The 23,823-nt window shown below is 47.2% G+C and carries 3 protein-coding genes; 1 reads left to right on the top strand and 2 read right to left on the bottom strand.

What is annotated here, in order from left to right; translation table 11 throughout:
• Positions 1 to 129 precede the first annotated feature (129 nt).
• The gene (locus tag KAI36_RS12465) at positions 130 to 1,017 is read right to left on the bottom strand and encodes a LysR family transcriptional regulator (RefSeq protein ID WP_220027903.1); all 888 of its coding nucleotides are present in this window, start codon (positions 1,015 to 1,017) and stop codon (positions 130 to 132) included.
• Between the two features lie 111 nt (positions 1,018 to 1,128).
• On the opposite strand from KAI36_RS12465, the gene KAI36_RS12460 reads away from it, so the two are divergent.
• Entirely contained in the window at positions 1,129 to 2,523 is a 1,395-nt protein-coding gene (locus tag KAI36_RS12460; RefSeq protein ID WP_220027902.1) for an MFS transporter, read from the top strand.
• 270 nt (positions 2,524 to 2,793) lie between these two features.
• On the opposite strand, the gene KAI36_RS12455 is transcribed toward KAI36_RS12460, so the two are convergent.
• On the bottom strand, positions 2,794 to 23,796 hold the full coding sequence (locus KAI36_RS12455; protein ID WP_220027901.1) for a non-ribosomal peptide synthase/polyketide synthase: 21,003 nt from the start codon (positions 23,794 to 23,796) through the stop codon (positions 2,794 to 2,796).
• Positions 23,797 to 23,823: the final 27 nt, after the last annotated feature.

Here is a 23,823-nt window from a genome sequence, read left to right as displayed (position 1 = left end):
GGCAGCGTACAAATCGAAATTACAAATTTTGCAGTTGAATACAAGAATAAGCGGCCGCTTAGGACGTTTTGTTAACATGTCCTACGCTACCGCTTCTGTTAATGTTTTTTATTTCGCTTATATTTGGGATTAATTTGTCTGTTTGGATATCGCTTCGAAATATTCTACAACTACCTCACGGAATTCCAGAGCAGCCCGCGAAATATACCGACTCCTGTGCCATAATAAAGCAATCTCCCGTACCAGCTCGTGATTTTCTACTTGGAGATATTTAAGATGTTCCCGTGAATTCCTTGCCGTGCTTGGTATGAAGGCTATGCCAATTTCAGCTTCCACAAGAGTACTAAGCCTTGCAGGTTCATCCCCCTCATACACATATTTAGGTACAAATCCTTCCGATTTGCATACAGAGTCCACTAAATCGCGAGTACCGTAGCCTTTCTTTACACCGACAAACCATTCATCCCTTAGATCTGTCAACGTTACACTGCTTCGATCTGCCAGCCGATGCCCTTTTGGAACAGCTAGAAGGATTGGGTCGATAAACACGATTTGGCATTCGATGTCATCTCCCTCTATTGGGGGTGAGGACAAGCAAAAATCGACCTCGCCTCTATGAAGAAGCGTTACCATTTCCTGCGTGGTCAGCATTTGCACATGAAATTGAATATAGGGTCGCTTTTTCCGAAACTCTCGAAGGATATTGGGTAATGTGCTAGCGGTGGTCACCGCCAATTCGAGAGTGCCATGATCCGGGCTGGATAAATCACTAAGCTCCTGCTTCCCCTGCTCCAATTCAAATAAAGCCCTCTCTGCACGGTGAAGGAATCTGCTTCCGAACTCATTCAATCGCAGTTTCCTCCCTGTTCGATCGAATAGAGGAACCCCCAGATCTTCCTCCAGGCGCTGAATCGTTTTGCTCAGCGACGATTGAGTAACGTGCAGACTTCGTGCAGCTTCGGTCACATGTTCCAAACGAGCTACCGTCAGAAAATATTGCAGTTGAAGAAGTTCCATTATGATCCTCCATTCATTCCCCCAAGTCAATGAGATTATAACATCAAATGCGTTGGAATAAATAATCGGTTTCAAGTACGATGACATTAATTCGCTATGGGGGGACCAGAAATGAGCGTTCGCAGCTGGTGGTTAATGATTTCAGTTGGTCTAGGGATACTATTGAACCCATTAAATTCTTCGATGGTTTCTGTTGCAATTCCAAGTCTGCAAAATGTGTTCCAGCTTGACTTTACAGGTGTTTCCTGGATTATTTTTTCTTTCTACATTGCAAGTAGCATCGCTCAACCTGTCATGGGAAAAGCCAGCGATTTATTCGGTCGTAGAAAGATATTTCTTACCGGGCTTGTTGTAGCCTTCATTGCATCATTATTGGCTCCATTATCACCAAATTTCGGGTGGCTCATCGTGTTCCGCATTGTGCAATCCATCGGAACAAGCATGATGGTTGGGGTTGGAATGGCTATTGTTCGAATTCATATTACAGAGAAACAAGCAACTGCGCTGTCTGTTTTGTCCATATTCCTATCTGGAGCAGCAGCAATTGGCCCCTTTATTGGCGGGGTCTTGATTCATTGGTGGAATTGGCCTGCTATCTTTATCATCAATATTCCGTTTGTGGTGGCCAGCTTTGTATTGGCTTGGAGGAATATTCCTAAGGATGAACTGCCAACATCCGTAGCACGCAATATGTCCTTTCGTAAATGGTTTGAATTGATTGATGCATCAGGGATTCTACTCTTCACAGTGGCTTTGGTTACCCTGCTCGTCGGATTACTCTCAGCAAAATCATTTGGACATATCTCATTAGTAAATGTAATTGTCGGGCTGATAGGTCTCGTTGCGCTGGGGATATTCGTACGACATGAGTTAAAAGCGACATCACCCTTTATTCCTTTACGTACATTCGCCAAGTACCCTGCAATGACTTGGGTGAATGTTGAATTCATGCTCGTTAATGTACTATATTACTCGCTCTTTTTCGGGCTTCCGTCCTACTTGCAAATGGTACGTCATGTCAGCGAGTTCCAAACAGGCATTCTCATGCTAAGCTTAGGCTTGTGCTCGCTAATTACTTCTCCAATTGCAGGACAATGGATCGATAAATCAGGACCCAGACCGGCATTGCTGGTGTCCGCAATTCTGATGACATTGGGGTCAGTATGGCTCGTGACATTGAATCCAACTTCACCGGTTATCAGCGTGTGTTTGGCTTTAGCTGCATTCGGAATTAGCAACGGTTTGAACAATGTAGGTATGCAAGCAGCCCTGTTCCAAAGTTCTCCAAAAGAAATAATCGGTGTAGCATCCGGATTATTTAACACATCCAGATATCTGGGAACCATTATCTCTTCATTATTGATAGCTATCGTAATGGGAGGTACGTTTAGCTTCAAGGGGTTTCAAATGCTTGGGATTATCCTCACGGTAATTGCATTGTCTTTGGTATTCATGAGTCGGCGGCACCGGGAGTCAGCGCAATTGCATGAGTCTCAGGTTCAGTAAGTTCATATCTCAAACCAGCGCGCGGCACCAATCATCATGCATCAAATGTCATTTATTTGGCGTAAAGATCTACTACAACAAGTTTTAATTCAGCGACATTGCTACATAAAACTTCGCTACATTCAAACCACAAAAGCCGTAAATCTCCAGGGTTATTGGAGACTTGCGGCTTTTGTGGTTTGTTTAGATTGCCCCAAAGCCATTTGAAAGCTTTGGGGCCAGTTTCCCTATTTTGAACTCGGAGCTTGTTTTTAATGCCTTGAGTGAAGATTAGGTGGACTTTATTCCATTTTCGTCTGTTACTAGTAAATTCGCTAGCTCTGTTTCCATCAACGCTTTAACGGTTTCTGAATTTTCTTCAAAAGGAAGTTCCAGCGAGATTTGCAATACATTTTCCACATGCTGAACGGTAAAGAAAATGATTGAATCCCGATAAATGTCCCTCTCTTCTGGCTCGATATTTTTAAACAGCTGATATTTATCCGACGCTTCGCCAAGGTAATTGAAGACAATAGGTAGCTTATTCAGGCTATGCTTCAGATACCTATTAGACTGCGGATACAACGAAGCCATTTCATCATTGTATATGAGATTTAGAAAATTCAGGTTACGCGATACGGCCAACTGCATACTGTTTCTGATCTCATGCCCATGTTCATCCGCATCTGTAAGCAGTACAGGGATTTGGTCTATAAATTCACCTATAATATCAAAATACTGCTTGTCCTCGTATGCCCGTCCATAATTGGTGAGAAGAATAGGAATCTCGTCCACTTGCAAATATCTGCGGAAAAAGCGGTTAGCTAGGCGTATAGCCAAGTCCCACATGTGTCCGATTGCGTCAGAATCATTCAAATCTGCAAGTTCTACTGTCACATCTGTGCCCGTTGTATGGTTGCGCTCATCAATTGCGAGGACTACAGCATCCGAAGCAGCAGCAAATGCGGACAAGCGAAATTTGTCAACAATCTCTTGATCGCCCATGCCCTGAGGTCCTTTCCGGACCTGACTCACATAATCACGGTAGCTTCCTGCTAGTTGCCCTTTTACATTGCTCATATCTTCATATGCACGGTACAACTCACTCTTAACGACCTCTCCGCTCATGCCATCATAGATGAGATGTGAACAAGGGAGCAGCAGCAAATGATCCCTTAAATTGAGGCGGACAAGCGCAATGCGATATAATAAGTTTCCGGTTGTTTCATAAGGGTTCATAAAGAATGCAGGCAATATATGTGAGAGTATACGATTTTGCATCTCTGCACCGTAGTTCGATAAATCTATCATTGGAATGTCCATGCGCTCCTTCATGGACAACATTTCCCATTCCCATCCGACATCCGTTTGGACCAACACACTTCTAAAGAGTTCATGGCGCTCTATCAGGCGTTGCATGATTGCAGATAACCGTTCTACATCCAGCAGGTAACTATCAAAAGGAATGACACCTCCTGAGGATTGCGGATGCTCCAAATGATAATGTTGAGCGGGAGCAAGCGCATAGCGTTGTAAAGGCTCTCCTTCCAGCATCGTGCTGTTCCATTGGTCATTCATCCGCAGCAGATATTCCAGCCATTCCTCAGCATGCCGCTTCGCAGCTTCATCGTCTACCATCGTATCTGTGTACAGCTCTTCACAGTCAGGTACTTGAGCAGCTGCTTCAAAAGGAAGCAAATGATGTGGATGAAGGTCAGGATGAAGGCGTGACAAAATGACTTTCTTCAGGGCCTCTGCTTGTATAGAATCGAAAGGATCTATGTGCAAAGTTAATTGATCTCGCCCTTCAACAGTTGTTGATTGGAAATGAGCATATACGTCATAAGCCTTTTCGATGATGTCGATTGCCTCGGCAATATCACGTATTAACATATCCGGCATCGAAGTGTCTGCTCGCATATACTCTGACATTTGGCGAATAGTCTGATATTGAAACACCTGATTAATCCCTATTTCAATGCCAACAGCCTCAGCCTGTGAAACCAATTGAATGGCTTTTAGGGAGTGTCCGCCTAAATCAAAATAGTTATCATCAATGCCAACAATACTGACACCCAGATTCTGTTTCCAAATATCTACCATATGCCGTTCCATGTCGTTTCGCGGGGCTGCATATTCAACACCTGTTTGAATGTCTCCTTCCGGCACAGGAAGCAATTTACGATCAATTTTTCCGTTAGTGGTCAACGGCATCTTCTCCAATTGAACAAAATAGCTTGGCAGCATGTACACCGGAAGATTGGGAACTAACGCTGCTTTAAATTCCTGAATGGTCAGATCCCTATCAGCCACAAAATAAGCACATAAATCTTTTTGTCCTGATTCATTCTCACGAGCAATAACCACCGCTTTACGGATCGCAGGCAGGTTCATTATTTGCGCTTCCACTTCTCCAAGTTCAATTCGGTAACCCCGAATTTTCACCTGATGATCCATCCTGCCTAAATATTCAATATTTCCATCTGCCATCCATCGCGCCAAATCTCCTGTGCGGTACATACGTTTTCCTGGTTTGAAGGGGTCAGCTATAAATTTCTCATCTGTCAGCTCACGATTTCCCATATAACCTCGCCCTACTCCATCACCACCGATGTAGATTTCACCTGCAATTCCTATCGGAACCAACTTCCGATTCATATCCATAATATATACGTGCTGGTTAGCCATTGGCTTGCCAATCGGCACCGTATGTGTCCAAGCTGTCATCGTCTCCCCGTCAATGTCGTACGCAGTTGTGTCTACGCAGCACTCGGTAGGACCATAAACATTAGTTATTTGCGGACGATATCCGGGCCGGGTGCTCAAAAATGTTTTAACGAGATGACTGGGCAGCGCCTCTGCTCCAAAAATAAAATGCTGCACATTCAGATCTGTAACGGAGTCTTGCATTTCCGTCAGCATATGCATGTGTGCCGGTGTACCATCAGTAAAATCAATCCGTTGGGATCTGAAATAGTCAGCCAAACGATGACCATTGGTGCTAATCTCTCTCGGCACCACGTGAAGCGCATGCCCGAGAAGCAGGCATGGGAAAATTTGTTTCACTGATGCATCAAATACATACGGCGATAGCCATGCCATCCGCATTGGCGATTTGTATTTCTTATATACTTGTTGTCTAAATGCGGTTGTCATATTAACGACATTAGAGTGTTGAATCATTACTCCTTTGGGTTTGCCCGTTGTACCTGAGGTATACATCACATAAGCCAAATGGCCAGGGTCACATACTTCAGCCAAGTTGGAACAGTCTTCTGCGGATAGCCTGTGACTATCAGGTGAAATGACCAGCACATCCGACGGTACCTTCGCGGCCATTTCTGGCTTGGCAACCATAAGCCTAATATGGCTGTCTTGTAACATATAGAGCATACGTTCCTGCGGAAACTCAGGGTCGATAGGTACATATCCCCCACCAGCTTTTAAAATACCAAAAATCCCTACAATCATTTCGATAGAGCGCTCCATAATCATTCCGACCAATTGATCCGCCTGGACTCCTTCTGCTCTTAGCACGCGAGCCAGTTGGTTTGCACGCACATTTAATTCGTTATATGTGATCTGGCTATCTCCAAAAACTACAGCTACTTGATCTGGAGTCTTCTCTACCTGTTCCTCGAATAATTGATGAATGGTTTTTTCACATGGGTATTTCACCGCGGTATTTCCCCAGACGTCCAATATCATTTCGATTTCCTGCGGCGTAATGATCTCAATTTCAGAAAGCTTTGTCTGTGGTTCATCTACAACAGCTTTAATCAACTGGATGAAGTGATCGGCCATTCGTTTAATCGTGCTTCTCTTGTACAGGCTATCGGCATATGTGAAGCTGAAAACCAAACCTTCAGAGCTTTCCATGGCCGTAAGTGTCAAATCGAATTTTGCCATATTCTGTTCGCCTGGGCACAGAGTAACCTGTAAGTCTTGGAATTCCGTCGTACCAGAGTCCATGTTATCTAGCTCAAAAAGAGTATCGAACAACGGATTTCGGCTCAGGTCCCTCTGTACATTCAGCTTCTCCACCAGCAATTCAAACGGATAATCCTGATGCTCAAAGGCGTCAAGCACCTGGTCCTTTACTTCCTGAACATATTCATAAAATGACTTGTCCCCTTCAGGAAAGCTCCGCAATGCAAGCGTGTTGACAAACATACCGATGACCGGCTGCAAATCATGATGCTGTCTACCTGCAATAGGTGTTCCAACAACAATATCCTCCTGACCGCTGTACTTGAACAATAGAGTCTTGTAGGCCGCCAGTAATACCATAAATAAAGTAGCTCCCGCCTGCAAACTGATTTCTTTCAAACGGTCCACGTCCTGAGGTGAAATGGCAAAGGAAACAGTGCTGCCCGAAGCGCTACGTGTTGCAGGTCTTTCAAAGTCGACTGGGATACCCAAAATCGGAATATCGCCGCTCATTTGCTTGAGCCAGTATCCTTCTTGTTTTTCCATCCATGAGCTACCAATATCTCCTTGCTGCCATACCGCATAATCCTTGTATTGAATTCGCAAGGCGGGCAACGTTTTTTCTTCGTACAGTGCGGGCAGCTCGTTCAGCAATATACTCATGGATACACCATCTGAAATCACATGATGCATGTCAAACATAAACCAATGACGCTGTGGAGATTCTTGCAAAAGAGCAGCTCGAAGTAACGGTGCCTTCCCAAGATCAAAAGGTCTGATAAATTGTCTCATAAATGCTCTTGCTTCGTTCTCGCCATGTCCCTGCACAACCTCCAAAGTGAAGTCGACATTGTCGTGAATCCGTTGTACCAGTTTATCATCTACGAATTCAAAAGAGGTTCGCAATGTATCATGACGCTGAATTAATTGCTTAAGCGCTCTTTCTAATCTTAAAAAATTCAGTTCCCCTTCCATCAAAAGCAAGGCAGACATATTGTAGTTATTCATGCTGCTCAAAACGTATAGTCTATTTTGAGTTATAGATGCCGGATAATTGTCTCTCAATTCGGCAACAGGAATCGCTGCAAATGGATTTGGAGACAATTCATGAACAGCCTGCGCCATTTGCTCAATTGTTGGAAAGTCAAATACATAACGCAACGGTAGCTCAATATTCAGTTCTTTGTGGATTTTTGCGGCCAACGCAGTCGCACGAAGTGAATGTCCGCCAATGGCAAAGAAATTATGATGAATTCCAACGGACGGAACGTCGAGTACCTCTCTCCAGATTTGCGCTAACTTCACCTCCATGGCAGTGCGCGGCGCTGCATATTCTGCAGTCAAATCAGCATGTTCCTCGAATGCCAGCAGTGCCTTGCGATCAATTTTCCCGTTCGGTGTCAGCGGCATGTTCTGCAGTTGTATAAAATACGACGGTACCATATAGTTCGGCAATTTTTCATTCAGCAAATTCAACATCATACTGCCGCTAATTTCTTTTTCAGCTACGTAGTAAGCAGCCAAATGATAGTCTCCCTGCTGATCTGCACGAGCCATGACAATAGATTCTTTAACACCGTCCACCTTGATAATTTGCGCTTCAATCTCACCGAGCTCAATCCGATACCCGCGGATTTTGACCTGATGGTCAATCCTACCCAAATATTCAATGTTCCCATCTGGCAACCATCGTGCCAAGTCACCTGTACGGTACATTCGCTCATAGCCAACTTCCTCTGCTGCAAACAGATTGGCTACGAATTTTTCTTTTGTCAGCTCTGGACGGTGTAGATAGCCGCGTGCCAGCCCCGGACCGGATACACACAGCTCACCAGGGACTCCTGCAGGTGAAAGATTTCCGTGTATATCCACCATATACACGCGGTGATTAGATACCGGCCGCCCGATGGATATGATTCCACCTAACTCAGAATTTTCTTCCGATACCAGCCAAAGAGACGTTGCAACGGAATTTTCGGTAGGACCATACGCATTGTAATAAGCCACCCGGTCCTTCCATTTGGACACCAGTTCTGCGGTAGAGGCCGATCCTGCTGTAAGCAGAACACGCAAATCAGGCATGCGATCCGGGTTCAGGTATACAGCATAGTTTGGCGGCAGCGTTGCAATTGTAATTTTGCAGGCAGCCATGTACTGCTCGAAACGTTCATAATTCAAAATAGTCTCGGAAGAAGGTATATACAATGTCGCTCCGCATAGTAAAGACTGGATTATTTCCGAGCATGACGTATCAAACGAATAACTAGCAAACATGACAACCCGATCGGACAAGCCAATACTCAACTTTTGCTCAAAGTAGGTTTTAAGATTAATAAGACCGTGATGCTCAAGCATTACTCCCTTAGGTTGACCCGTCGTCCCGGACGTATAGATGACATATGCTAGATCGTTTGGACCCGATACAGCCTCCAGATTCGAACCGTTTTGATGATATACGGACAGCATTTCCCCGCGTACATCCGCTTTTTTTGTATCGGAAGCGACTCCGTCCTGTTCACTGTCAAGCACCAACACCTTGCCTCCAAACAGTACCTTCTCCGTCAGGTGCTGTTGCGTTAACAATAGTTCGGTACCTGAGTCGTCTAACATGTAGCGGATGCGTTCCTCCGGATAGGTTGGGTCTATCGGGATATATGCTCCCCCCGCCTTTAAAATTGCCAAAATGCCCACAATCATATCTACGGAACGCTCTGTCATCAGACTAACCAGACTATCGGCTTTCACGCCATAGCTGCGTAAAGTACGGGCCAACCGATTAGCGCGCTCGTTCAATTCATGGTAGGTCAATTGTTGACCTTCAAAATATACCGCTGTCTGATTCGAAGCCTGCAAAACCTGTTCCTCGAACAGTCCGTGAATTGTTTGTTCACGCGGATACTCTGCCGTGGTATTTCCCCACACCTGGATGATTTGCTCCCGCTCCGGCTTAGTCAACAGATCCATTTCCTCAATTAAACTATCCGGATTCGCTATAATTTGATCCAGCAACTGTAGTAGATGTCCTTGAATCTGCGACACACTTTGATGATCATATACCTGGGCATTGTAGGCAAAATCAATTCGTAGCGTATCTCCCTGAAGTACTACGATGCTTAAATCGTAGCTTTCTTGCTCAGTATTGGCCTCTTCCAAAGTAGTCTCAAACACCATTCTATGGCCAAAGAGTGCCAGTTGTTGCACTTTCGTTGTAACCATTTCAGACATTGGTAAATGTTCATATACCGCAGATTCATCGGTTTGCTGCTGCACTTTTCTCATCAAGCCGATAAAGTTCGCTCTTGCTTTGGTTCGAATGCGAACTGGTAAGGTGTGGTTGCCCAGTCCAGTTGAATGCCTCAATTCCAATATATCTGTCAAAGGACCTGATATGGAGCAAGCGAACACCACATCATCTGTACCGTTATACTTTTGCAATAAAACTCCCCAGGCTGTCTGCAGCAGTGTATTTATCGTCACCTGCTCATTCAGTGCAATTCGCTGCAGTGCCACCGTTCGTTCAACATCCAAATTAATCTCCAGATGCTCTGTCTGATATGGACTGCGTCCCATCAGATTGGCATATGGCAATTGAGGTGCTTCTTCATAGCCTTCGAGCAGAGTACTCCAGTAGCGAGAAGTCTTTAGGGTATCCCTATGTTTTTTTAGAATCCCTTTGTCTTCTTCCGAAATCAGTGTCATTTCGCCCAGTTTTGTATTCGGATCGGCTACAACGGTTTTGACCAACTGTACAAAATGCCTTGCCATGCTTTCTATCGTTTCCCGTTTAAACAAAGATGTAGCGTACAGAAATTGGAGCTGGATAGATGCTTCCTCCTCACTGACTTCAAGCGTCAGGTCGAATTTCGCAGAAACCTGCTCTATGCCAAAAGAGCGGAAGAACAACTTGTCCAACTTCACTTCCTTTTTCTCCACATTCTGCAATACAAACATCGTGTCGAACAACGGATTACGGCTCATATCTCGTTTCAGGTCGAGCTTTTCCACCAGTTCCTCAAACGGATAATCCTGATGTGCATATGCTTGCAGTGCACATGTCTTGGCGTCCTCAATGCAGTTATAAAACGTCTGTTCAGCGTGAGGATGATTACGTAATGCGAGCGTGCCGACAAACATACCGAGCATAGGCTCCAGGTCAGCATGCGGTCTACCTGCAATCGGAGTACCGACAATGATGTCTTCCTGCCCTGTGTAATAATGCAACAATGCTGTGTATGCAGCCATAAGTACCATGTACAGCGTAGAATCCGTTTGCACCGCCAGTTCTTTTAAAGACTGGGTCAATTCCCGTCCCATTTCAAATTCTACAGCGTCACCTTTCGTACATCGTGTTGCCGGACGCTCAAAATCAGTTGGCAAATCCAGTTGAGGCAAATCACCACTAAATCTATTCAGCCAGTACTCTCCCTCATTCTTTATTCGCTCCTGCTGAGTTTTGCTATGCTGCCACACAGCATAGTCCGTATATTGAATACGCAGCGGAGATAATACTTCACCGCTATATAAGCGGGCAAAATCACCAGCTAATATTTCAATGGATACCCCGTCTGAAACGATGTGGTGCATATCAAGCATCAATAAGTGCTGCGGCTCCTGTCCTTCTTCGTCCAATCCCCATTTGACCAGCTTTACACGTAGCAACGGAGCGATCCTCATGTCAAATGGGCGCACAAAGGAACGGGCATGTTCTTCTGCAAATTTTTCAAGCATAAGTTCATTGGATTCTGTCCACAATTCTGATATTGTGGCATATTCCAACTCAAAGTGAATCGTATCGTGGACCCGTTGCATCGGCACACCATTTACCAGTTCAAAGCTTGTCCGTAGGGCCGCATGACGTGAAATTAATTGATGGAATACCTCTTCCACCTGTTTCATATCTATCGGACCGATTACTCTCAGTGCTGATGTGGTGTTATAGCTTATTCCTTCCGGATCCAGCTGGTGAAGCACATACATCCGTGTCTGTGCGAAAGAAAGCGGGTAAGTGTCGCGTTTTTCCGCCACCGGAATGGATGCATATATGATTTGATCCTGTTCTTCAAGCAAGGCCGCCAATTGCTCGATCGTCGGTGCCTCAAATATGTTTTGCAAATCCATCGGTTTGTTTAAATCTTTGCGAACTCTAGAAGTCAGTGTCGTCGCCCGCAGCGAATGACCACCAATTTCAAAGAAATTTTCATTGATGCCTACTTGCGGTAGACCCAGTACATCCTGCCAGATGTCTACCAATTTTATTTCCATCCACGTTCGCGGTGCAACATGGTCGGCCAAACGACCTTCTGGTATCGGCAGTGCCTTTCGATCAATTTTACCGTTTGGCGTAAGAGGTACGTTCTGCAATTGAATGAAGTGTGAAGGGACCATATAATTAGGGAGTTCTTCATTTAGCATCTTGCGAAGCTCGCTCCCCGTCACTTCCCGTTTCGCCACGTAGTAGGCAACCAGTTCGTGTTGGTTTTGGCTATTTGCATGTGCCAGTACGATGACCTCTTGCATGCGATCTGCCTTCAGCATAGCCGCCTCAACTTCGCCCAATTCAATCCGGTAACCGCGAATTTTGACCTGATGATCAATCCGGCCTAGGTACTCAATGTTGCCGTCAGGCATCCATCTTGCTAGGTCGCCTGTCCGATACATGCGTTCATAGCCCGCTTCCCCATCTGAAAACGGATTAGCCACAAATTGTTCAGCCGTTAATTCCGGGCGGTGCAGGTAACCGCGTGCCAATCCTGGACCGGATACACACAGTTCACCGGGGATTCCTGCTGGTGCAAGCTGCCCATGTGCATCGACCATATACACGCGGTGATTCGGTACAGGGCGTCCGATTGATATAGCCCCCCCTGCTTCGGGACCTCTCGGTACAGGCCAGACAGACGTTGCTATGGAATTTTCCGTTGGACCGTAGGCGTTAACATAGGTCACACCGTCTCTCCATTTAGTAACCAGCTCAGTGCTGGTCGCCGATCCGGCCGTGAACAGGATACGTAGTTCCGGCATTCCTTCTGGGCTCAAATATATGGCATAGGTTGGGGGCAGCGTTGCAATTGTAATGTGATGATCCGCCATATACTGCTCAAACTTGTCATAGCTGAGAATGGTCTCTGATGTCGGGATACATAAAGTGGCCCCGTTGAAGAGCGCCTGAAGCATTTCCCAGCATGCCGCATCAAAGGAAAAGCTGGCGAACGATACAACACGGTCGGAACTGCTGATTCGCAATGTCTCCCTGAAATACGTATGCAGATTGCAGAGTCCACGATGCTCGAGCATGACTCCCTTAGGCTGGCCTGTCGTTCCAGACGTATAGATTACATACGCTAGGTTATGAGGACCGGATGTGGCTTCCAAATTCGAACCATCCCTGTGATATGCGGATATAGCCTTTCCTTTTGTCTCAGCCGTACTTGCATCTGCACTTCCTTCGCCCATTTCTGCATCCAACAGCAGTACCTTGTCCCTAAATTCCACTTTTTCAACCAAATGCTGCTGCGTTAACAGCAGTTCCGTACCTGAATCGTCCAGCATATAATGGATGCGGTTCTCCGGATAAGTCGGATCGATCGGAATGTAGGCGCCCCCTGCCTTCAAAATACCCAAGATGCCGACAATCATGTCAATCGATCGCTCTGTCATCAGGCCGACTAGGCCGTCTGCCATCACACCGTTACTGCGTAAAGTACGCGCCAGACGGTTCGCTCGCTCATTTAATTCACGGTAGGTCACTTGCGCTCCTTCAAAATATACAGCTACCTGCTCCGGTGTCCGCAAGACCTGCTCCTCAAACAACCCGTGAATCGTCTGCTCCCGTGGATATGCTGCTGTCGTGTCACACCAAGCATCCAGCATTTGCTCGCGTTCCTGCGCGGTTAATATATCCAGCTCGCAAATCCGGCCAGCTGGATTGATCTTGATTTGCTCCAGTAGTTGCAGCAAATGCCCCTGAATCTGCTCTACCCTTTCATAGTCATATACCTGGGCATTGTAACCAAAATGAACTCGAAGCGTCTCTCCCGGTAACACCACGATGTTAAAATCGTAATTCGTCTGCTCAACCGCTCCTGCTCCGGTTATTTTAAAATCAGCTTCCTCCCTTTCACCTAATTGCTCAATTTGTTCATCCACCGGATAGTTCTCAAATACCATAATATGATTAATCAGTTCCACTTTTTGCTCTGCCTGTGCCTGAATCTCATAGAGTGGGAACGTTTCGTATGATCCCGAAGCAAGCGCCTGTCGCTGAGTTTGTTTCATCAGCTCTGTAAATGCAGTTGCTTGTCCGCCTTGAATACGGACGGGAACCGTGTTAATGAATAGTCCAATCATCTGCTCTACTCCGGCAATGTCCGCTGGACGTCCAGATACCACGCTCCCGAAAACGACATCCTCTGTGCGATTATACTTTTGCAACAAAACACCCCAGGCCGTTTGCATCAGCGTATTTATCGTTACCTGTTCTTGCTTTGCCAATTGCAGTAGGGCCGTTGTCAGGTCTATACCCAAATCAAATTCCAGATATTCGGCCTCATATCCCTGGGTCTTCCCTGTTTTGGCCTGCGGCAAAACCGCCGTCTCCTCATAGCCTCGCAGGTAACCGCTCCAATACTCCGCTGCTTCCTGACGGTTCTGTCCCTCCAGCCATTCGATGTATCGGCTGTATGGTGTTACCACAGGCAATTGCGGTTGCTTCCCTTCTGCTAGGGCGGTATATCCTCCAAAGACTTCGTTGGTAACCAGCGACAAACACCAGCCATCCATTATGATGTGGTGGAAGCTCCATACAAAATGGTATGAATCATCTGATGTACGCAAGATAGATACACGCATCAGTGCATCCTTTGCCAGATCAAAGCCCCTCTGCTGATCTCGACGCGTGAACTCCTCGATATACTGCTCTTGCGCCGACTTCTCCTTCTCACGTATATCCTCTACGTACAGTTCTCCGCGTTTATTCCGGTACACCACTTGCAGCGGCTGGTCCTGCAAATCGCTCCGGAAGTTGGTCCGCAGAGCTGAATGACGCTGTACCAATAAGTCCAGACTGGCGGCGAATGCAGCGAGATCCAGCGTTCCCTTCAGTTCAAAGGTGGACTGCTCCACATAGGCGATCGACTGGGAATCCAGCATGTTGTGAAACAGCATGCCTTTTTGCATCGGCGTCATGGGGTACATATTCTCAAGCTCTCCGTCAGGCTGAATCTGCTCCACCATCCGGTTCAGTTCTTCAAGGCTTAAGTCCGAAAGCAGCACATCACTTGGCGTCAATTCGGAGTGCTCCCGAGATGCACAATGCTGAATCACTTCCAGCACGTTCTGCTTGAATTGCTCTGCTAGTAGCTCAGCAGCATTTTGTTGGAGTGCCTTAATGTTGTATTGAATACTTAGTTCCAGCATGCCATCTGTAACGAGTCCTCCCACGTCCATAACACAGGACATTTGGGTCAATTCATGAGTATTAGCTCCGCTGGAATATGGAGAAAAATGCATGCCGCTATGCTGCAGTGTCTGATCAAATTCGCCCAAATAATTAAAGCTGATCTGTGGCTCAGCGTATGTTGCCCCGGACGGTCCATTCTGGCTGAGATATCTCCAGATGCCATACCCAATTCCTTTATGTGGAATGCTGCGCAGCATCTCCTTCATCCGTTTGATGTGCCCGGAGATATCATCTTCCCGGTTAATCCGCAGCAGTACCGGGTATTGACTCGTAAACCAGCCAATCGTCCGTGATATATCCGTATCCTTTATGATTTCTTCCCGGCCATGTCCTTCGAGAAGAATCGCAACCTTTTCACTGCCAGTCCAAGCGCTTAACGTCTTGCCGAGTGCCGTCAACAACAGATCATTCACTTCTGTGTTGTACGCGCGGTGGGCTTGCTTCAGTAGTTGATCAGTCTCTTCCTTCGTAAGCCTCACATTTACGATACCCATGTCTTGCTGCATAAACTTATCGCTATGCTCTTGGGACACTGGAAGTTGGGGCGACTCGGATGCCGCCAGTTCATTCAATTGCTCCCAGTATACGTGCTCACTTTCCATCTCAGGGCTGTCGGCATAGGCTGACAACCGCTCCGACCAAACCCGGAAGGAGTCCGTTTTCGTCGGGAGCTGTATGGTTTCTCCACGTACAGCCTGCTCATAGGCATTCGACAAATCCTCCAACAGTATCCGCCACGATACACCGTCTACCACCATATGATGAATAGCCAGTAGCAGATGGTCCCCATCAGCGCAGTGGAACAGGCCCACTTTCAACAGAGGCCCTTCATCCAGTCGGATGTTACTCTGAATAATGCTGGCCCGGGCTTCTATAGCTTGACCCAATGTGGGACCGATCGGCACGTCTTTGAAATCGGCCACTTCCAGATCATACAGCTTCCCTTCCTTCACTCCGCGGTTCCACGCTTCCCAGCCTTGCTCTGCCTTGCGGAACACCATCCGCAACGCATCATGGTGCACCACCAACTGCGTCAGTGCCTGGCGTAGTGGCTCTTCCTCAAATCCCTGCTCCCGGTGAAGCATAACCGCCTGATTAAAGTGGTCCGGCACAGGCTGCTCTTGTTCCACAAACCACTGCTGAATCGGTGTCAGCAGCACAGCTCCGCTGACCTCTTCCTGATCAGCTAATTGGGTATCCGAAACACGCAGGTGCGTAGCTAGCTCAGCAACCTCAGGGTACTTAAACAAGTCTTTGATATCCAGCTTGTATCCTGCCTGCATTAAGCGTGAGGACACCTGAATCGCCTTGATCGAATCACCGCCCCGATCAAAAAATTGATCCGTCAATCCGACCGGACCGCCGCCCAGTACAGCCTCCCACACACGAGCCAGAACCTGCTCCTCTGCCGTCCGTGGAGCACTATATTCCTGTGTAGAACGGGAAATCTGCTCCGGTGCCGGCAATGCCTTACGGTCGATTTTGCCGTTAGGTGTGAGTGGCATTTGCTCCATCTGAACAAAGTGCGAGGGAACCATATAATTCGGGAGTTCTTCACTCAGCTGCTTGCGAAGCTCGCTCCATGTCACTTCCCGTTCCGCCACGTAGTAGGCAACCAGTTCGTGTTGGTTTTGGTTTGTCGCATGGGCCAGTACGCTGACCTCCTGGATACGATCTATTTTCAGCATGGCCGACTCGACCTCGCCCAGCTCAATTCGGTAGCCGCGAATTTTAACTTGTTGATCCATCCGTCCAGCGTATTCCAATGTACCGTCTTCACGCCAGCGAACAAGGTCTCCCGTGCAGTATAGGCGATCTCCGTCTACCCACGGATTGGCAAGAAATCTCTCAGCCGTCAATTCAGGACGGTTCAAGTAACCGCGTGCGACTCCGTCTCCGCCAACAACCAGCTCACCCCATGCTCCAATCGGCTGCAGGTTAAACGCCGAATCGACCACATACGCCGTCGAATTGCGGATAGGACGCCCGATCGGCACAGAATCAAGCTGTTCTTCCTTAATATGATAAGCCGTCGAAAAAGTAGTATTTTCCGTTGGTCCATAGCCGTTAATGATATTCATGTCCGGATTATCCCGTAACACCCGGTTAATATGCGGTGCAGACAGCACGTCGCCTCCGACCAGCAAATACTTTACATCTCCAAACAATTTACTGTCCTGCTGCGAAAGCTGATTAAATAGCGGTGTAGTCAGCCACATCATGGTGATGCAATGATCCCGTATGGTCTCCTTGAGCTTAGCTGCGTCCAAAAGATCATCCTTATGCACGAGTACAAGCTGACCTCCGTTCAGTAGCGCCCCCCAAATTTCAAACGTAGACACATCAAATACAAATGCGCAAGTCTGCAACATTCGGATCGATTCATCAAACGGCACATAATCCGTATTACGTACCAATCGCACGACACTGTGATGCTCAACAACGACGCCCTTAGGCTTGCCTGTTGATCCCGAGGTATAGATGACATAAGCAGCATGTTCGCCCGCTCCATCTATCCCCAAATTGGAAGCATCCGAACTGTAGGACGTATCCTCATTCAGATTGACAATCTGTCCATCAAAATAGCAACGATCCAGAAAATCTTGTTGAGTCAGCAGCAGTTTGGCTCCCGAATCCTCCAGCATATAACGGATACGGTCCTCCGGATATTGAGGGTCTACCGGCACATACGCTCCGCCAGCCTTCAAAATAGCGAGTGTTCCCGTAATCATATCCAGCGAGCGCTCCGTTAGAATGCCGACAGGCTCATCGGCCTTCACTCCGGCAGCCCGTAGCGTATGCCCTAATCGGTTAGCCTTCTCATTCAGTTCCCGATAGGTTAGAGATTGATGCCCCAAAGCTACAGCAATATGATCAGGCGTACGCGCAGCCTGCTCCTCAAACAGCTTTTGGATCGTCTGATTACGAGGATATACAGAAGCCGTGTCGTTAAACTCGCCTGTAATCTGTTGTCTTTCCGCTATTGTCACCATTTCCAGTTCTTCAACGCGAATATACGGGTTGAATGAAATTTGCTCCAGCAGACGGGCAAAATGTCCATACAGACGCTCAATCCCGGTTTGATCAAAGCTCAATGCGTTATACATAAAACGAATCTTGATGCCTTCTCCCGGCATCACGACAACATTCAAATCGTAGTTGGTTTGTTCTGTGACCACCACGTTCGAAATCGTGAATGGTTCCTGCCCATCACTTCCCAGCTGTTCTACCTGCTGTTCCACCGGATAATTTTCGAATACCATAATGTGCTTGATTAAATCCTGCTTCTGCTCGGTCAGTGCCTGAATTTCATATAGTGGGAAAGTGTCATAGGCATTGGCAGAAAGCGCCTGCCTCTGAGTTTGCTTCATTAACTCAGCAAATGCAGCTGCCGGTCCACCTTGAATACGGACTGGGATGGTATTAATGAAAAGTCCGATCATTTGCTCTACTCCCGCAATGTCCGCTGGACGTCCCGATACCACACTACCGAAAACTACATCCTCTGTGCGGTTATATTTTTGCAGTAAAACACCCCAGGCTGTTTGCATCAGCGTATTTATCGTCACCTGTTCTTGCTTTGCCAGCTTCTGAAGTTCCGCCGTCAGGTCTATACCTAAATCAAATTCCAGATATTCAGCCTCATATCCCTTCGCCTTCCCTGTTTTGGCCTGAGGCAAGACCGTCGTCTCCTCATGGCCCTGCAGATAACTACTCCAATACTCCACTGCTTCCTTACGGTTCTGCTCCTCCAGCCATTCGATGTATCGACTGTATGGTGTTACCACAGGCAATTGTGGTGGCTTTCCTTCTGTAAGGGTGGTATATCCTCCAAATACCTCATTGGTGACCAGTGACAAGCACCAGCCGTCCATTATGATGTGGTGGAAGCTCCATACAAAATGGTATAAATCGTCTGATGTACGGAAGATGGATACTCTCATCAGCGTATCCTTTGCCAGATCAAACCCCTTCTGCTGATCCCGACGCGCGAACTCCTCGATATACTGCTCCTGCGCCGCCTTCTCCTTCTCACGTATATCCTCCACGTACAAATCTCCGCGTTTACTCCGGTATACCACTTGCAAGGGCTCATCCTGCAAATCGCTCCGGAAGTTAGTCCGCAGTGCTGAATGACGCTGCACCAGCAAGTCCAGACTGGCAGCAAACGCTACGAGATCCAGCGTTCCCTTCAGTTCGAAGGTGGACTGCTCCACATACGCGCTGGACCGGGAATCCAGCATGTTGTGGAACAGCATGCCTTTTTGCATCGGCGTCATGGGGTATATATTCTCAAGCTCTCCGTCAGGCTGAATCTGTTCCACCATCCGGTCCAATGCTTCCAGACTTAGACCCGGAAGCAGCACATCACTCGGCGTCAATTCAGAACGCTCCCGTGATACACAGTGGCGAATCACTTCCAACACGTCCTGCTTGAGCTCCCTGGCTAGTTTTACTACGTTATCTTCCTGTAATACTTTTGTGTTATAACGAATATCCAGTTCAAGCATTCCGTCTGTTACAATGCCCCCCACATCCAGGGAACACGGCATACGGGTCTGTTCGTTAACATCTGCTCCACTGGAGTACGGTGACATGCGCGTTTCGCTGTGCTGTAGCGTTTGATCAAATTCGCCCAAATAATTAAAGCTGATCTGTGGCTCGGCGTATGTTGCCTCGGACGGTCCGTTCTGGCTGAGATATCTCCAGATGCCGTATCCAATCCCTTTATGTGGAATGCTGCGCAGCATCTCCTTCATCCGTTTGATGTGCCCGGAGATATCATCTTCCCGGTTAATCCGCAGCAGCACTGGATATTGACTTGTAAACCAGCCGACCGTTCGTGATATATCCGTATCCTTCATGATTTCTTCCCGGCCATGGCCTTCCAGAAGAATTGCAACCTGCTCACTGCCAGACCAAGTGCTTAACGTCTTGCCGAGTGCCGTCAGCAACAGATCGTTCACTTCTGTGTTGTACGCGCGATGGGCCTGCTTTAGCAGTTGATCAGTCTCTTCTTTCGTGAATTTCAAGCTCAAAGTAGCCGTGTCATTTATGGTCAATGGTTTTTTAGAATTCAGCAATTCCGTAAGCCTTAAAGACTGGTATGCCGTCAATTCATTCAGTTGCTCCCAGTACGCGTGCTCACTTTCCATCTCAAGGCTGTCGGCATAGGCTGACAACCGTTCCGACCAGACCCGGAAGGAGTCCGTTTTCGTCGGGAGCTGTATGGTTTCTCCACGTACAGCCTGCTCATAGGCATTCGACAAATCCTCCAACAGTATCCGCCACGATACACCGTCTACCACCATATGATGAATAGCCAGTAGCAGATGGTCCCCATCAGCGCAGTGGAACAGGCCCACTTTCAGCAGAGGTCCTTCATCCAGTCGGATGTTACTCTGAATAGTGCTGGCCCAGGCTTCTATAGCTTGACCCAATGTGGGACCGATCGGCACGTCTTTGAAATCGGCCACTTCCAGATCATACAGCTTCCCTTCCTTCACTCCGCGGTTCCACGCTTCCCAGCCTTGCTCTGCCTTGCGGAACACCATCCGCAACGCATCATGGTGCACCACCAACTGCGTCAGTGCCTGGCGTAGTGGCTCTTCCTCAAATCCCTGCTCCCGGTGAAGCATAACCGCCTGATTAAAGTGGTCCGGCACAGGCTGCTCTTGTTCCACAAACCACTGCTGAATCGGTGTCAGCAGCACAGCTCCGCTGACCTCTTCCTGATCAGCTAATTGGGTATCCGAAACACGCAGGTGCGTAGCTAGCTCAGCAACCTCAGGGTACTTAAACAAGTCTTTGATATCCAGCTTGTATCCTGCCTGCATTAAGCGTGAGGACACCTGAATCGCCTTGATCGAATCCCCGCCCCGATCAAAAAATTGATCCGTCAATCCGACCGGACCGCCGCCCAGTACAGCCTCCCACACACGAGCCAGAACCTGCTCCTCTGCCGTCCGTGGAGCACTATATTCCTGCGTAGAACGGGAAATCTGCTCCGGTGCCGGCAATGCCTTACGGTCGATTTTGCCGTTAGGTGTGAGTGGCATTTGCTCCATCTGAACAAAGTGCGAGGGAACCATATAATTCGGGAGTTCTTCACTCAGCTGCTTGCGAAGCTCGCTCCCTGTCACTTCCCGTTCCGCCACGTAGTAGGCAACCAGTTCGTGTTGGTTTTGGCTGTTTGCATGTGCGAGTACGATGACCTCTTGCATGCGATCTGCCTTCAGCATAGCCGCCTCAACTTCGCCCAGTTCAATCCGGTAGCCGCGAATTTTGACCTGCTGATCGATCCGGCCCAGGTATTCAATGTTGCCGTCAGGCATCCATCTTGCCAGGTCGCCTGTCCGATACATGCGTTCATAGCCCGCTTCCCCACCTGAAAACGGATTAGCCACAAATTGTTCAGCCGTTAATTCCAAGCGGTGAAGATAACCGCGAGCCAATCCTGGGCCGGTTACACATAACTCTCCTGCTATTCCAGCAGGTAAAAGATGACCAAGAGCATCGATCATGTACACCCGGTGGTTGGGTACGGGACGTCCTATGGAAATGGTATCGATTGCTCCGGGGTGTTCCGACACCGGCCAAATGGACGTTGCTACCGAGTTTTCCGTCGGTCCATAGCCATTAAAATAGGCGACCTGATCCTTCCACTTGGTTACGAGCTCCATCGAGGAAGCGGAACCAGCGGTGAACAGAATACGCAGATCCGGCATTCGTTCTGGATTTAGATAGACGGCATAGGTAGGAGGTAATGCCGCCACCGTAATTTTATGATCCGCCATGTACTGTTCAAACTGGTTGTAGTTCAGTATGATTTCCGAAGTAGGCACGTAAAGTGTTGCGCCACAAAATAGCGCCTGAAATATTTCCCAGCAGGCAGCATCAAATGCGTAGCTCGCAAACAGTAGGGCATGATCTGACGGACTTATCTGCAATATTTCATCAAAATACGTTTTCAGGTTACACAATCCATGGTGCTCCAGCATTACACCTTTAGGTTGTCCTGTAGTACCTGAAGTATATATGACGTAGGCTAGGTCGTTTGCTCCTGATACAGCCTCCAGATTTGATCCTTCCATGTGATATATAGTTGGATCATCATCCAATACTAGGACTTTTCCTCCAAAAGCGGCCTCTTTGACCTTTTCCACAAGATGGCTTTGCGTCAAAAGCAGGTCTGCACCGGAATCGTCAAATATATAACGGATACGTTCCTCTGGATATGACGGATCGATGGGTACATATGCCCCTCCTGCTTTAAGAATAGCGAGGATGCCGACCACCATATCTATAGAACGATCAGTCATGAGTCCAACCAGCCGATCGGTTGTTGTGCCGTAACTACGTAGGGTACGAGCTAGTCGGTTGGCACGTTCATTCAGCTCAGCATAAGTCAGACTGAAGTTCTCACAGACAACTGCTGTTGTATTCGGTGTCTTTTCTACTTGTTTTTCAAAACAAAGATGGATGGTATCACTAGAAGGATATGAGATCTGTACTCCGCTAAATTGGGATAAAACCTGACTTTTCTCTTCCGTCGTCAGAAATTCCAAATCGGAAATCAGTAGATCCGGCTGTTGAACAATCTGTTCCAGTCCCTTTTTAAGATGAGCTGCAATTAGCCTAATCCAATTTTCATCGTAAACCAGCCGATTGTAACTAAAAGTAACTTCATACTGTGATCCAGGAACGACAATCACATTAAAATCATAGTTGGTCTGTACAATATCCTCCACGTCGGTAACCTGAAGTGTATCAGGCCCTTTTTCCGCATGAATAAGCTCCTCTGAATAAGGATAGTTCTCAAAAACAACAATATGACGGACTAAATTTTGTTTCAAATCCGTGTGATTCTGAATATCTGCCAAGGAAGAATAAGAGTACTGAGTAGACTCGATGTTGGAGTTTTGTACAGATATCAGCAGATCTGAGAATCTCTGGTCCGCATCACTGGTTATGCGTGTTGGTATTGTGTTAATGAACAATCCAACCATATTTTCAATTCCCGGAACTTCATCTGGTCTGCCGGATACTACGGACCCGAACACAACATCCCGGCTGTGGTTGTACATTTGAAGCAATAATCCCCATACCGTCTGAAATACAGTGCTGACTGTGGTGTGGTAGTGTTTAGCTATTCTCTCCATTCCTTGAGTCAGTTCTTTCCCCAGCTTGCATGTGTAACGTTCTGCTTCGAAGATTGGATTCAATGGACGGTTATAACCCGGCAAAATTGTTTCATTTTCAAGCCCATTTAAATACCCACGCCAATAGGCTGTCGCTTCTTCCTTGTCCTGTTGCTCTAGCCACTGGATAAAACTGCTGTACGGATATACCGTATCCAATTGTGCAGGCACTCCGGACCGAAGGGAAGTATACATAGTAAAAAATTCCTGGGCTACCGTTCCCATGCACCAACCATCCATTATAATGTGATGAACACTCCAGACAAGCCTGCAAGAGTCATCATCCCATTGAAACAGGGCAAGTCGAATCGGAACATCTTTTTCCAAGTCAAAACCCGCTTGACGCTCTGTCTTTAAAAAGTCAGTAAAATGCCCCCTTTTCTCAGCTTCAGGAAAAACACTGATATTTTCGAAATGAACAGGCAACGCTTCACGTTCTTCCAGGACAATTTGAAGCGGACATTCTGTTTCTTTATACATAAAAATGGTACGGAATATATCATATCGATTCATGAGCTGCTGCAAGCTTTGCTGAACCAAATGAACATCTAGCACTTCATTAAAGGTAATAACGGTCTGCTCAAAGTAAGCTTCTGATTTTGCGTCGAGGATGGAATGAAACAACATTCCCTCCTGCATCGGGGATAGCGCATAGATATCTTTAATATTTACCTGTGCCAAATCATTCACCTTTCCTTTATCCATGCAGAATTTGAGTTTCAACTTGCTGAT

The sequence above is a fragment of the Paenibacillus sp. S02 genome, assembly GCF_019454065.1.
Taxonomy (GTDB): Bacteria; Bacillota; Bacilli; order Paenibacillales; family Paenibacillaceae; genus Paenibacillus; species Paenibacillus polymyxa_B.
This window is presented reverse-complemented; position numbering and strand designations above follow the sequence as displayed.

Excerpts from the sequence above, each read along its gene's own strand:
- KAI36_RS12465 (WP_220027903.1), bottom strand. The coding sequence starts at position 1,017 with ATGGAACTTCTTCAACTGCAATATTTTCTGACGGTAGCTCGTTTGGAA.
- KAI36_RS12460 (WP_220027902.1), top strand. The coding sequence starts at position 1,129 with ATGAGCGTTCGCAGCTGGTGGTTAATGATTTCAGTTGGTCTAGGGATA.
- KAI36_RS12455 (WP_220027901.1), bottom strand. The coding sequence starts at position 23,796 with ATGGATAAAGGAAAGGTGAATGATTTGGCACAGGTAAATATTAAAGAT.